Annotated in this window: 8 protein-coding genes; all 8 read left to right on the forward strand. The window is 75.6% G+C overall.

Translation table 11 applies throughout. The features are described 5' to 3' along the window. Nucleotides 1–4: 4 nt before the first annotated feature. From AB0R04_RS29425 to AB0R04_RS29460, 8 genes are read left to right on the forward strand one after another with little or no spacing between them, the layout of a single operon-like run. Nucleotides 5–2,569: a lantibiotic dehydratase gene (locus AB0R04_RS29425; protein WP_363376553.1), complete on the forward strand. Its 2,565-nt coding sequence runs from the start codon at nucleotides 5–7 to the stop codon at nucleotides 2,567–2,569. Next, nucleotides 2,566–5,064 (forward strand): lantibiotic dehydratase, encoded by a 2,499-nt coding sequence (locus AB0R04_RS29430; RefSeq protein WP_363376555.1) that lies wholly within the window; start codon nucleotides 2,566–2,568, stop codon nucleotides 5,062–5,064. The genes AB0R04_RS29425 and AB0R04_RS29430 overlap by 4 nt, the downstream gene beginning before the upstream one ends. An 8-nt stretch (nucleotides 5,065–5,072) precedes the next feature. Next, a complete protein-coding gene (locus AB0R04_RS29435; RefSeq protein WP_363376557.1) occupies nucleotides 5,073–6,533 on the forward strand; it encodes a hypothetical protein in 1,461 nt (486 codons plus the stop codon). Continuing rightward, the gene (locus tag AB0R04_RS29440) at nucleotides 6,530–8,860 is read left to right on the forward strand and encodes a lantibiotic dehydratase (protein ID WP_363376559.1); all 2,331 of its coding nucleotides are present in this window, start codon (nucleotides 6,530–6,532) and stop codon (nucleotides 8,858–8,860) included. Before AB0R04_RS29435 ends, AB0R04_RS29440 begins: the two co-directional genes overlap by 4 nt. Then, nucleotides 8,857–10,122: a metallopeptidase TldD-related protein gene (locus tag AB0R04_RS29445; RefSeq protein ID WP_363376561.1), complete on the forward strand. Its 1,266-nt coding sequence runs from the start codon at nucleotides 8,857–8,859 to the stop codon at nucleotides 10,120–10,122. The genes AB0R04_RS29440 and AB0R04_RS29445 overlap by 4 nt, the downstream gene beginning before the upstream one ends. Next, nucleotides 10,115–11,257 carry a hypothetical protein gene (locus AB0R04_RS29450; protein ID WP_363376562.1) on the forward strand — a complete coding sequence of 381 codons (1,143 nt, stop codon included), beginning with the start codon at nucleotides 10,115–10,117 and terminating at the stop codon, nucleotides 11,255–11,257. The genes AB0R04_RS29445 and AB0R04_RS29450 overlap by 8 nt, the downstream gene beginning before the upstream one ends. Further along, nucleotides 11,229–12,332: an FAD-dependent oxidoreductase gene (locus tag AB0R04_RS29455; RefSeq protein WP_363376564.1), complete on the forward strand. Its 1,104-nt coding sequence runs from the start codon at nucleotides 11,229–11,231 to the stop codon at nucleotides 12,330–12,332. Before AB0R04_RS29450 ends, AB0R04_RS29455 begins: the two co-directional genes overlap by 29 nt. Continuing rightward, nucleotides 12,332–13,009, forward strand: a complete 678-nt coding sequence (locus tag AB0R04_RS29460) for a VOC family protein (protein WP_363376566.1) — start codon at nucleotides 12,332–12,334, stop codon at nucleotides 13,007–13,009. The genes AB0R04_RS29455 and AB0R04_RS29460 overlap by 1 nt, the downstream gene beginning before the upstream one ends. The last annotated feature ends 124 nt before the right edge of the window (nucleotides 13,010–13,133 follow it).

The raw sequence follows: 13,133 nt of genomic DNA on the forward strand, positions 1-13,133 counted from the left end.
GGCCATGACGGACCATGCGACCCAGGGGGAGACGGGACAGCGGGCCAGGTGGCAGCTCTACGATCGGCTGCTGCTGCGCAGGGCGGGCTTCGGTATCGGCCTGCTGACCGCTCTCGGTGACGGGCCGGCGGGTGCCGCGGCCGCGGAGTACCGGGAGGCGGTGGCGCGGTTCGAGCAGAGCCGCGCCCGGCTCCAGGAGGCGATCGCCAAGGCCGTCACCGGCGCCGACCGCGAGCGGGACCGGGCCGGACTGCGCGAACTGTCGAAGCTGCGCGGCCGGGTGGGCCGCCGGCTGCCGGTGGAGCACGACCCGCGCGGCGGCGACGTGGCACCGGCCGTGGCATCGGCGGTGGCATCGGCCGTGGCATCGGCCGTGGCATCGGCGGTGGCATCGGCGGTCGACGGCTACCGCGCGGCGCACTCCGCTCAGCAGCAGGCGGGCGAGCGGCTGACCACCGCCCTGGGTGAGGAGGTGCTGCGGCGGCCGGAGCGGGTCCGCGACGTGCTCCGCGACGAGCGGGTGTGCGACGCCCTGCTCCAGCTGTCGCCGTCCTTCCACACCGAGGCGGTGCGCTGGGTCGACGGCTGGCAGCAGCAGGACAGTACGACGGGCCGCAACCGCGCCAAGGACCGGTCCTTCTACCGCCGCGTCTACCTGTACGGCCAGCGGCTCGGCGCGAAGAACGAGACGACCAGCTTCTTCGGTCCGCTGGTGCACGGCCGGGTCGACCGTGGGGCCGAGGGCACCGTCCTCGGCCCCGAGACGGCCTGCGGCTACCACCTCCTGGAGGCGCAGACCGCGTTCTGGGCGGTATGCGAGCTGGCCAAGCTCATCGGCACGGACCCGCAGGTGCGGGACCGCCCGCCGGTGGCCTGGATACCGTCCTGCCGCCGGACACCGGGCGAGGTGCCGGGCGGGGTGCCGAGCGGGGCACCGGGGTCGGGGACGGCGCCGGGATCGGGGACGATCCAGTCCGCCGACGGCCGCCGGATCACCCTGTCCGGGGTGCGGTGGCAGCTCGCCGAGGCCGTCGACGGGCGGCGTTCCCCCGCCGAACTGGCGGCGCTGGCGGGACTCGACCTCGCGCAGACGCGCCGGGTCCTGGACCGGCTGCGGCAGGCGGGGGCCGTCCGGCTCTGGCCCGAGCCGCCGTCCACCGCGGCACGGCCGCTGGACTGGCTGGTCTCCTGGGCCGACCGCTACGCGGAGGACACCGCCTGGCCGGCACGGCTGCGGGAACTGCGCGACCTGGGCGACGCCTACGCGGCGGCCGACGGCCACCGTGCCCGGGCGGTCGCGCTGGAGCGCGTCGAGGAGTGCTTCACCCGGCTCACCGAGGTCGACGCACGTCGCGCCGGCGGCCGGATGTACGCGGACCGGCTGGTGGTGTCCCTGGACGCCAAGGGCGACCAGAGCCCGGTGGTGGTCGGTGGCGACGTGGCCGGGCGCTGGGAGTCCGAGCTCAGCCCGGTGCTGGACGTGGCCGCCCGCTACGGCGAGCTCCAGCAGCACGCGGCGGCCGAGCTGTGCGCGGGGATCCTGCGTGAGGCGGGCGGCGGCGCCATGCCGTACGACGAGCTGATCCGCCGGATGCGCGCCTCGGTCGAGGCGGGCGGTCTGGACCGGCTCGCCGGGCCGCTGATCGGGTTCAAGCGGGACTACGCGGCGCTGGTGGAGTCCGCCGTGCAGGGCCAGGAGGCCCGGCTCTCCCCCGCCGAGCTCGCGGGGTTCGCGCCCGAGCCCGGCCGGCCCCGCTTCGTCAGCCCGGACCTGATGCTGGAGAGCCGGGAGGACGGCGGCGAGCTGCTGGTGCTGGGCGAGCTGCACCCGTACGTCTTCGCCTGGGGTTCACAGGGGCTGTTCAGCGACGAACAGGACCGGATGCTGGGCGACTTCGAGGCGGGTCTCGAACCGTGGGGCGGCCCCGAGCGGCTGGCCACGGTGATCCGCCGCAGGCGCCACAAGGGCCTGGTGGCCGACTGGTTCCCGGGCCGCTTCATCGAGATCACCTCGGTGGCCACCGACGACCGGGAGCGGACCGTGCCGCTGACCGACCTGACCGTCGTCCTGGTGGACGGCACGCCCCGGCTGCGCACCCCGGACGGGGAACTGACCCTGTACGCCGGCGAGGACGACCACGTGCACCTGCGGGCCTTCGCCGCACCCGGAGTGGGGCTGCCGCTGGTGCGGATCGGGGACTTCGCGCCGAGGATCGTGGTCGGCGACCTGCTCGTGCAGCGGGCCCGCTGGTGGTTCGACCGGGCCGACCTCGGGGTCGACGCGGCGCGCGACCCCGCCGCCGCCTTCCTCGCCGTCCAGTCGCTGCGGGCCCGGCACGGAGTGCCCCGGTTCTGCTTCGCCTCCCTCGCGCACGAGCCGAAACCGGTCGGGATCGACCTGGACAGTCCGCTGGCCGTCGACGCACTGGTGGCGATGGTGCTGGCCGGTGACAGCGCGACGGTGTCGCTGGCCGAGATGAGGCCGGCGCCGGACGCGCTGTGGCTGCGCCACGGCGGGGCCCCCGTGACCTCGGAGTTCCGGATCGCCATGAAGCGAGCATCGTCATGACCCACCGATCCGACCGATCCGACCAAGCCGACCGATCCGACCTGTCGCCACAGGAATCGACGGCGCGGCGGCACGGCTGGGAGCTGCTGCCCACGGTCGTCCTGCGCAGCGCCGGGTTCCCCTGGCAGATGGTCGAGCGACTGGCCTGCGAACGGACCCGTCTGCTCATCGAGGAGCTGTTCGCCCTGGAGGCCCGGTCGGCCGACGTGGCGTCACGGCTGCACCCGGTGGGCCGGCTGTCCCGGGGCCAGCAGGCCAAGTTGCGCGGTCTGCGGCCGCTGCCCGCGTCGGACAACCTGCCCGCCGACTGGCTGGCCGAGTGGAACGCCGCGGCAGAGCAGGTGAGCGCGGTGCGGGAGCGGCTCGCCGCCACCGTCGAGGCCGACACGGCGGCGGTCGACGAGGCGCTCGCCGCCGTCCGCACCGATCCGCGGGTCAACGACGCCATCGTCTGCTCGTCGCCCGCCGTCCACCGCGATCTCGCACGGGGTGCGGCCGGCGGCCGGATCCGGCGCCAACTCGCCTCCTACGCACAGCGGCTGGCGTCCAAGAGCGAGACGATGAGCTTCTTCGGGCCCATCAACTACGGCAGGCTCAGCCCCGGCTCCGACGCCGCCACGGCGCTGGACTGGGAGGGCCACACCGCGATCCCGGTCCGCCAGGCGCACACCGCGGCCCGGGTCAACGACGCCGTGCAAGGCCTGCTGCTGGGCGATCCGGCGCTGGCCGAGCGGCTGGCGCCGGTGCGCAAGACGATGACGGGGCCGCCCCGCGGCACGGGCGTCGACGCGGCGCTGCTACGGGAGGCCGACGGCGTACGGACGGTGGCCCAGATCGCGTCCGGGTGCGGTGCCGGCGCCCTGGAGGCGGTGGAGGCGTTCGCGGCCGCCGTGGCAAAGGGGACGCTGACGCACACCCTGTGCCCGCCGGCGACCGTGGTCGACCCGCTGCGCTGGACCCTGGAACGCATCGACGCCTCGGACACCGAGACGGCCGCCCGCGCGGCCGGGGTGCGGGCCCTGCTGGTGAAGGTGCTCGCACTGCTCGACGGCTACCCGTCGGCGCCGCCCGAGCAGAAGCTGACCGTCCAGGCCGAACTGGAGGCGCTGCTGCCCGTCGCCGACCGCTCGGCGGAACGCGGCCGCTTCTACAACGACCGGGTCATCATCCACGAGGCCGCCGTCGGCACAGCCCGGCTGGAGGTCCGCGGACCGCTGGCCCGCGACATGTGCGACGCCGTCGCGCCGGTGCTCGACCTGCTGGCCCACGAGGCCGAGGCGACCCGCGTACGCACCAACCGGGCGGTCGCGGCCCGCCTGGGAGCGGGACGCATCCCGCTGCTGCGGGCGCTGCGGGAGTGCGCGGACCTCGCCATCGAGCCGGGCGGAGAGCTCGGCGCCGAACTGAGCCGGGTGATCGAGGCCGAAGGCGCGGACCGGGCCGAAATCGACGTGGCCGGGCTGCTAGGCCCTGTCCGGCCGATCTTGGCGGGCCCGCGACGCCGGGCATCCCGCCTGGACGCACACCCGAATCGCCCAAGTACGGCCCAGTACGAGGACGATCCGGGCGCACGCCCAGCCGGGCGCCCAACGCCGCGGGCTGATCCACCAAGATCGACCGGACAGGACCTAGCCGCACCGCCACCGCCCGCCGCCCCGGTGCTGTGCTCCATCGACGTCCTGATCGCGGCTCCCGACCTGGCCGGATACCAGCCGGGGGTGACCCCGCTCATACTCGGCGACATCCACGACGCGGCGCTGCTCACCCCGTGGGCGTTGCAGTTCCATCCGGACGCCGCGGCGCTGCTCGCCAAGCGGGACGCCGGGGTGCGCAGGGCCCTGGGCGACCAGGTGGCCGTCAACGTGATCTCCCGCCGTACGACCGGGCTGCCGCCGCTGGAGTTCCCCGGGGTGGTGCTCGAACTGGGCGGCATCGCCGGCCCGGACCGGGAACGGATCGGCCTGGACCAGCTGTGGCTGGAGAGCGACGGCGAACGGGTCGTCCTGCGCGGCGACACCCACCCCGGCCGCAGCCTGCTGTTCCACAACGGCGAGCTCGACACCGCCGTGCACACCGCGCTCGCACTGCCCCGGATCCGCCGCCCGGTGCTGCCGGACCTGCCGCACGTGCCGCGGCTGCGCTGGGGCAACGTGGTGTTCTCGCGGCGGCGCTGGGCGCTGCCGAGCGCGGCGCTGCTGGAGGCGCACGGCAGCCAGCGCGACGCCGAGCGGCTGCTCGCCACGGCCCGGCTGCTCCGGGAACGGGGCCTGCCCGACCGCTTCTTCGCGAAGTCACCGGCCGAACGCAAACCGGTGTACGTGGACGCCGCGAGCCCCGAACTGCTCAAGGGCATGGCCCGGCTGGCGGGCACGGCGGAACAGCTCCTGTTGTCCGAGACGCTGCCCGCACCCGAGGACGCCTGGCTGCGGGACGGCGAGCTGCGCTTCGCCTCCGAGCTGCGCTGTGTGTATCTGCGGGGCGGTGGTGAGCGGTGACGCGCCGGGTGGTGCTCCCTCCCCTGTTCGATCCGAGTCTGGAACCGGAGCTCGGGCCGGACGACCAACTGATCGACGTGAACGCGCACTTCGTCGCGCGCCTCGCGGGCACCGGGGCACTCGCCGCGCTGGCCGACGACTACGACCTCGGCAGGCGCGGCGGGGCCGACCCCGCGGAGAACCGGACCAGGGCGCTGTTCGCGCGGGCCGCCGCACTGGTCACCACGCGGGGCGGCCAGGCCGCGGGCCGGCTGCGGGCCATGGGCATGGCGCTGCGGCTGGCGGGCGAGGCCGATCCGGCCCTGCGGCTGGCCGCGGACGACGTGGAACTCGTCGGCGGCACCACCGAGCGCGGGGCCGATGTGGTGCTGGCCGCGCAGCGGACCGAGCTGCTGGGGCCCGAGGCGCGGTGGACACGTGCGGCGGCCCCGGACGGGCGGGTGCACCTGGTGATCGAGACCGACCAGCAACTCCCGGCGGCCGCGGTGCTCCTGGAGGCGCTCGGCCCCGCACGGGTCGTGCTGTGCGGGCGTTTCGCCACCGCGCACCGGGAGGCGCTGCGCGCGCTCGCCCCGTTCTCGGCGGCGGCGGGCTTCGACGACTGGGCCCCGGCCTGGCGGCTGGGCAAGGAGTGGTCGGGGGACGGCACGCCGGTCCGCTGGGTCCGCCGCGCGGCCGACTGGCCGGCCGACGCCCCCTGGGCGGGCTGGCTGGCCCCGGACGAGGCGGCGGCGCTGCCCGCCGAGGCGTGGCGCGAGTGCCGGGGCGCGGCGCTGACCGTGGCACGGCTGGAGTCCTGGGCCGAGGTGACGGGGGCGGACGGCAGCCGTACCGATCTGCGGACCGTCCTGGCCGCGGTGGACGGGGCGCTGCTCCGGGTCGAACTGCTCGTCGGGGCGCCCGGGGTGAGCGCCGAGGAGACGGCCGGCACGGCGCGGAGCCTGCTGTCCGGGCCGGGCCCTCGACTCGCGGGGCTCAGCCCGTTCCGGCTGCCGACGGCCCGGGGCGGCGCGGCACCGCAGGCCTGGGGCGGCGTGCCGCTGATCCGGCACACCGCCCCGGGCAACGACCTGCCCCGCTGGGACCGGTTCAGCGGGCCCGGGACGCTCGACGAAACGGCGCGCACCGCGGCGATCGGCGCACTCAACGCCGAACTCGGCGCCGTGGCCGACCTGTTCCCCGGCCGGTTCGCCTGCTGCGTGCTCGCCGCACCGGACGGGACGGCGGTGTGGGAGCCGTCGGCCGCCGTCGTCGCCGGGGAGGGGCCCGGCCCGGACGGCCAGGGCCCGGGTTCGTTCGTGGTGAACCTGCGGACGGGCAGCGCGTTCCGGCTGCACCCGAAGCTGACCCCGGTCGTGGAGCGGCTCTCGTCCGGCGACACCGCCGTCCTGGACCGGATCAGCGACGGTGCCCGAAGGAAACTGACCGACCGGCTGGTCCAGGCCGGTGTGATGCGGAGGAGCCAGTGAGCCGACAGTGGCGCATCGGGCGGGAGTTCATCCTGCGCCATGCGGGAATGCCGTTCGACTGGCTGGAGGAGCTGGGCGCGCCCCACTCCCTGCTGGAACTCGCGGACGAGCTGCTCGACCGCGAGCGGACCGTCCTGGAGTTGGTGGAGACGCAGTTCAGCGGGCCCCGCGCCGAGTCGCTGCGCTCCGACGTGCTGCGCGGACGGGCGCGGCAGCTGCCGGCGTCGTCCGGCGGGGCGCAGTGGAGCCGGGCGGTGAGCGCCTGGGCCGACGCCTGGGAACGCTACGCGCTCGCCTGCCGACAGGCCGACGACGAGGCCGGAAAGCGGCTGCGGGATCTGCTGGCGGATCCGGGGGTCTCCGAGGCCGTGTTCCTGTCCAACCCGGACGCGTACCGCAACATGCTGCTCCCGCTGCTGGCGTACGAAGGCCCGCTGACCTCGCGCTGGCGCCGGGTGCGCCGGCAGATGTTCACGTACGTGCAGCGGTTCTGCGCGAAGAACGAGACGGTGAGCTTCTTCGGGCCCATGGCGTACGGCACGGTGGGCGAGGGCGAGGGTGCCGTACTGCGCGACGACGTGCCCCGCGTCCGCCGGGTGTTCTTCTCGCACTGGGCGGCGCGTGCGCTGGCCACGGCGATCGCCCGGGACCCCAGGATCCTTCCGCACCTCGCGTTCCACTCCACCGGACGGGGTGACGCGGCGCGGGAGCCGCTGCTGCCGCTCGTGGCCCCGGACGGAACGGTGTTCCGCGACGTGGTGCGCGCCGCCGGGCAGCCGGCCCGCGACGTGGCCAGGACGCTGATGCGGCTGGTGGCCGAGGAGGCCGTCACCATCGGCCTCGGCGGCGGCGACTACGACCTGGAGCCCCTCGCGACGCTGCGGGACCAGCTCTCCGCGCTGCCCGCCTCACCGGCCCGCGAGCTGTGGCTCGGCCGGACAGGAGAACTCTCGTCCCTCATCGGCGAGTTGGCGCAGGCGTCGCTGGAGCGCAAGGCGGCCGCCGTCGCCCGGCTGGAGGAACGGTTCACCGAGTTCACCGGCAGGCCGGCCAGGCGGGGCGCCGGTGCGGCGTACGCCGACCGCGCCGTGTTCTTCGAGGAGTGCGCGTCGCCCTTCGCGCTGACCCTCGGAGCCGGGCTGGTCGGCGACTGGGAGCGGCAGCTCGCCCCCGTGCTGGAGGTGTGCACCGCGCACGGGCAGGCCGCCCAGCGCGCCGCGGCGGCCGCAGTGCGCGACGCCTTCACGGACGGGACCGCAGGAGAAACGGGCCCAACCGGGGCACCGGCCACGGAGTTGGACCTCCTCACGTACGCGACCCGAGCGGCCGCGAGCCGGTCCGACTCGACCAGCACCTTCCAGGCGGCCCACGCACCGGTCTACCCCGGCGCCGACTGGCGGGCCGAGGTCGAGCGGCTGACCGAGGAGGCCGGGGCGCTGGACGGCGACCGGTACGCGGTCATCGACCTGTGCCCCGCGGCGCCGGACGCCGCCGGGCTCGGCGCGGACGCCCCGCTCGTCCTCTCCCGCGCCCACCACCACCTGCTGGTGCGCAGCTGGCTGGGCACCATGCACCCGGATCCGGACCGGCTCGGCGCGGACGCCGCCGCCTGGACGGCCGCGCAGGACGGCACGGTCGTCGGCCTCGACTTCGGGCGCCGCAACAAGGGCTACTACCGCTTCCCCGGCCGCGAGGTCGCGATGCGCCCGCTGACCTGGACCGACCACGACCAGCCGGAGCTGCTGAAGCCGGAGGACCTCACCGTCCACATCGGGCCGCACGACGTCACCCTGCACGATCCGGACGGCAAGGCGGTCAGCGCGTACGTCCCGCTGAGCGACTTCGTCAAGTACGCCCCGATCGCCGCCCTTTCGCATCCGCAGGTGCTCCACCCCACCTTCACCACCGAGGACGCACAGCCCGAAGTGGCCCTGGGATCGGTCGTCCTGCAGCGGTCCCGGTGGCAGGTGCCCACTGCGGCGCTCGCGGCACCGGAGCCCGAAGCGCGGTTCCTCGCGCTACGCAGGCTGGCCCGGGACACCGGAACGCGGTTCGTCTTCTGCCGCAGCGCCCACGAGCGCAAGCCGTACCTGATCGACCTGGCCTCACCGCTCGCGGCGGACCTGATCAGCCATGTGGCGCGCGGCGCCGAGCAGTTGGGCGTGGAGCGGATGGCGCCGGGGCCGGACGAGCTGTGGCTGCGCGACGGCGAGGGCCGGCGCTACACCAGCGAGCTGCGGATGCAGATCATCGGCAGCTGCGGCAGCAGCAACGGCAGCAGGAACAGCAACGGCAGCACCAACAGCGACGGGAGCAGCACGCGATGACGCACACCACGCTCTTCGCCGAGCACTCGCTGCGGATGCGGGCCGACGTGCTCCCGGACGGCACCGTCTCCACCGAGCGGACCTCGGTGCGCGGAATGAGCGTCGAACGGCACCTCGACCGGGGCTTCACCGAGCACCGCTTCGCCGACGGCGACGACCTGCTGGCCTCGGGCGCCGCCGGGGCGGGCCCGGAGGCCGCCGACGCGCTGCGCGAGGTGCAGGAACGGCCGCTGTTCGAGCTGACCCCCGAGCTGCGCGCCGAGCTCGCCGGGATCGCCGCCGAGACCGGCGCGGAGCTGACCCTGGGGGTGGCCCAGCAGCACGTCGCCGCCGGCAGCGCGGACCGCGTCGCCACCACCGAGCGGATCGTCACGACCCTGGAGACCAGGCTGACCGGTGACGACGGCACCGTCCACTCCCGGTCGCTGCTGTGCGCCCCCGCGGGGTCCGACCCAGGCGGGCTGAGGGAGGCGGCCGTGCGGACGGCCGACGCGGTGCGCGAACGCCTCGCACTGCCGCTCGCCACCGAACTCCCGGACGGCGCCGACCTCGTGCTGCTGCCCGGCCTCGCCGGGGCGTTCTTCCACGAGATCGTCGGACACCCGATGGAGGCCGACGTGGTCGCGTCCGGAACGAGCTACCTCGGGGCGCGCGCCGGGCGGCCGGTCGCACCCGCGTGGCTGTCGGTGCTCGACGGCGGTGCGCACGACGGGCCGGGCTACCGCAGCCCGTTCGACGACGAGGGCACCCCGTGCCGCACCCTGCGGCTGATCGACCGCGGCACGGTGGGGCGGCCGATGACCGACCGGGCGCTCGCCGCCCTGCTCGGCGGCGGCCCCGGCACGGGCCACGGGCGCAAACAGAGCTACCGGCATCCGGCGATCCCCCGGATGACCCACACCGTGGCCCTGATCGAGCCCGCGGCCGAGCCGGAACCGCCCCCGGGCGACTGGATCGCCCCGTACGGGCTGCGGCTGGACATGATGAACATCGCCTCGGGCGCCTTCGTCTTCCACGCCCCGTTCTCCCTGCTGCACCGCGTCGACGGCAGCACCGCCCGGCTGGGCCCGCTGACGGTGACCGGTGACGGAGCGCGGGTGCTCGCGGGCCTGCGGCCCTACGAGCACCGGGTCGCCGCCTACCTGCGGGCCACCGGAGGCTGCGGGAAGCTGGGGCAGTACCCGGTGCCGGTGTCGTTCGCCAACGCCGGGTTCCGGCTGCCGGCCGGGCTCGTCGGGCTGCGGGCGGTGGCCCGTGGCTGAGACCAGGACCCGTGCCTCCGGAATCGTCACGCCCACCCGCGGCGCGCCGCGGCTGACCGTCTCGCTCGACACCCTGCGCGTCGAACGGGACGCGACGGGCCGGGTCACCGGCTCCCGGCGGGTCGCCGGGTCGGCGGACCAGGACGCGGGCAAGGAGACCGGGCTGCTGCTCACCGAGGCGGCCGAACGGACGGCGTCGGCCGTCGCCGGGCTCCAGAGCGCGGTGGCGCAGATCCACGAGTGGCATGACGGCGACGGCCTGCCGGTGTCCAGGCGGGCCGAGCTGCTGGCCCGCGTCGAGACCCCCGGCGGTCCCGTGCTGCTCGGCACCAGCGGCCCGGGGGATCCGGCCGGGCTCGTGGAGGCGCTGCCCTGGGACGAACTCGGGGCGCTCTCGGAGCCGTTCGTACCGGCCGACCCGCCGGACGACTGGCGCGAGCGGCCGCTGCTGCTGCGGCCGTCCGCGGCGTCGGTGCTGGTGGCCGGTGCGGCCTTCTCGCTGACCTCGCGCGGAGGGCGCGCGACCGCCGCCCGGCTGGCGGGGCGGCGCATCCTGCCGCAGCTGACCCTGACCGATCTGCCGTCGGCGCCGCCCGGGTCGGCGCTGGACGGGTCGGGGCTGGACGCTTCGGGGCTGAACGAGTCGGGGCTGGACGGGTCGGGGCTGGACGACCGGGGCGACCCGGCGCTGCCCACCGTCCTGGTCGACGGCGGCCGGATCTGCCCGCCGCCCCCGCTCGCCGAGGGCATCGCGCGCGGCCGGGCCGTGTGGGACCACGACACCGGCGGGTTCGGCCCGCCGCCGCTGGCCCGGCTCGAACTCGACGGGCCCCGGGCCGAGGTGCCCCCGGACGCGGTGGAACTCGTCTGGTGCGTGGAAGGCCTCCAGCGCTACCACGGCGACGGCACCGTCCGGCTCCAGTGCCTGGCCAGGGTCGCGGACCGGCCCGGCGGCTGGTTCCGCCTCGCCCTGCGGGGCAAACCCGTCCATCTGCTGCGCCAGGCCCGCGGCCTGGCCGGCCCACCCATGGCTGTCCACAGCGACAGCGACGTGACCACCCGCTCGCTGGTACTCGCCGGCGCGGCCGAAATGGAAGGTGCAGGACATGCCGTCGTCACCGTCATCACCCCCTGACTTCACGCTCATCGGCGGAGGGATCGTCGGCGCCTGCCTCGCCGAGGAGTTGAGCGACAGCGGGGCGTCCGTCCGGGTGCTCGACTCCGGTGCCGAACCCGGGCACTCGACCAACCGCGCGGCGGGGGTGGCGGTCCCCTCGCTGCGCTACCTCACCGACCGGGAGTTCTACGACTGGCTGCGCACCGCCAAGCGGGACCTGGACGCCGACGTCGCCCGGCTGGAGCCGGAGTACGGCGCGTTCAGCGTGGCCAGGCCCATCCTGCGCGCGCTGCGCGAGACGGACGTCGAGGCCCACGGCGACGTGCTGAGCGGGCTCGGCGTCGGCGACTGGGTGGAGGGCGGCGCCCTCGCGCAGGCCGCGCCCGGGCTCAAGCTGCCGACCAGCAGGCGCTACCTCCTCGACCCGGACGGGCTGATGATCGACGGCCGCCGCTACCTGGACGCCGTACGGCGCCGGTGCCTGGCCCGGGGCGTCGACTGGCAACAGGGCGTCACGGTGCGGGAGGTGCGCGAGGAGGGCGCGGCCGTCTCGGTGGTGACCTCCGACGGGACGCTCCGCGCGGACCGGGTGGTGATCACCGCCGGCGCCTGGAGCTCGGGCAAGGGCCTGGCCGAGGCGACCGGAGTCCGGCCGCAGCGCGGGCAGATGGCGGTGCTGCGGACCGACGAGGAGCTGAACTGCATCCTGTCCTCCGCCTACTACCTCGCGCCCGGGGTCGGTGACGACGTGATCGTCGGTGCGACGGAGGAGGACACGGGTTTCGCCGAGCACGTGACCACCCAGGGCATCGCGCACCTGCTGCGGTTCGCCACGACCGTCATGCCGGGGCTCGCGGACTCGGTGCCCGTGGAACTCCGTGCCGGACTGCGCCCGGTGTCCGGCACCGGACGGCCGCTGGCGGGCGCGCTGCCCGGCCACGAGCGGATCTTCCTGTCGGCCGGCCACGCCGGGCACGGGCTGCTCTCGGCGCGCGCCACCGGCAAGGGCATGGCGGCCGGCCTGGTCGGCGACGACTGGGAGGCCCTGCCGTACAGCATGTGCCCCTCGCACGCCCTGGGCGGTGCCTCCTGATGCGCATCGACCACGTGATCCTCGGTGCGCGCACCATCGAGCCGCTGCGCGAACTGCTGTGGGACGAGTACGGGTTCGGCATCACCGACGGCAGCCCCAACCCGGACGGCACGGCGAGCTGGGTGGTGCCCTTCGACACGCCCGACGTGCAGTACCTGGAGCTGCTCGTCACCCACGACGAACGGCGGCTGGCGGGCGAGGACTTCGGCCGGCTGTTCCTGGAACGGACGGCGGACGGGCCGGACTTCCTCAACTGGGCGGCGCTGACCGACGACATCGAGTCCACCGCACGCGCGGTGGAGACGGTCACCGGAGCGGATCCGGACCTCTTCCGCGGCGAATCGGTCCGGGCCGACGGAGGGAGCGTGCCGTGGGCGGAGGCGGCGTTCGACCTGTCGTGGCGCAGCCGGGTGCTGCCGTTCTTCCTGAGCTACGGCGACCCGCAGGCGCGCGCGGCACGGGTGCCGGGCGATCTCCAGGCGGCCGGGCACCGGGTGTGCCCGAAGGCGCTGCGGCGCCTTGAGACGGGCCCGGCGCGGGAGCCGGAGCGGGCTTGGGCGGACCGGTGGCCCGGACTCGCCGCGCTCGACGTCCTCGTCGACCCCTCGGCCGGCCCCCGCATCTCGGCGGTGCACATCGACACCACCGAGGGCGAGACGGTGGTGCGGCTTCCGTGACCCCCGCACGCCCCGCACCCGCGGGGGCACCGGGCGGCCCCGGCCGCAGCACCGCCGCGGCCGGCTTCCCGCCGCCCGAGGCCGGCCCCGCGCCCGCCCGGCGCGGCCGCAGTCGGGCGCTGGC

Origin of the sequence: Kitasatospora sp. NPDC056731, assembly GCF_040687675.1 — a bacterium.
Classification (GTDB): Bacteria; Actinomycetota; Actinomycetes; order Streptomycetales; family Streptomycetaceae; genus Kitasatospora.

Bases quoted from the DNA above. Each gene is read 5' to 3' on its own strand.
- AB0R04_RS29430 (WP_363376555.1), top strand. From the start codon at position 2,566: ATGACCCACCGATCCGACCGATCCGACCAAGCCGACCGATCCGACCTG.
- AB0R04_RS29445 (WP_363376561.1), top strand. From the start codon at position 8,857: ATGACGCACACCACGCTCTTCGCCGAGCACTCGCTGCGGATGCGGGCC.
- AB0R04_RS29455 (WP_363376564.1), top strand. From the start codon at position 11,229: ATGCCGTCGTCACCGTCATCACCCCCTGACTTCACGCTCATCGGCGGA.
- AB0R04_RS29460 (WP_363376566.1), top strand. From the start codon at position 12,332: ATGCGCATCGACCACGTGATCCTCGGTGCGCGCACCATCGAGCCGCTG.
- AB0R04_RS29425 (WP_363376553.1), top strand. From the start codon at position 5: ATGACGGACCATGCGACCCAGGGGGAGACGGGACAGCGGGCCAGGTGG.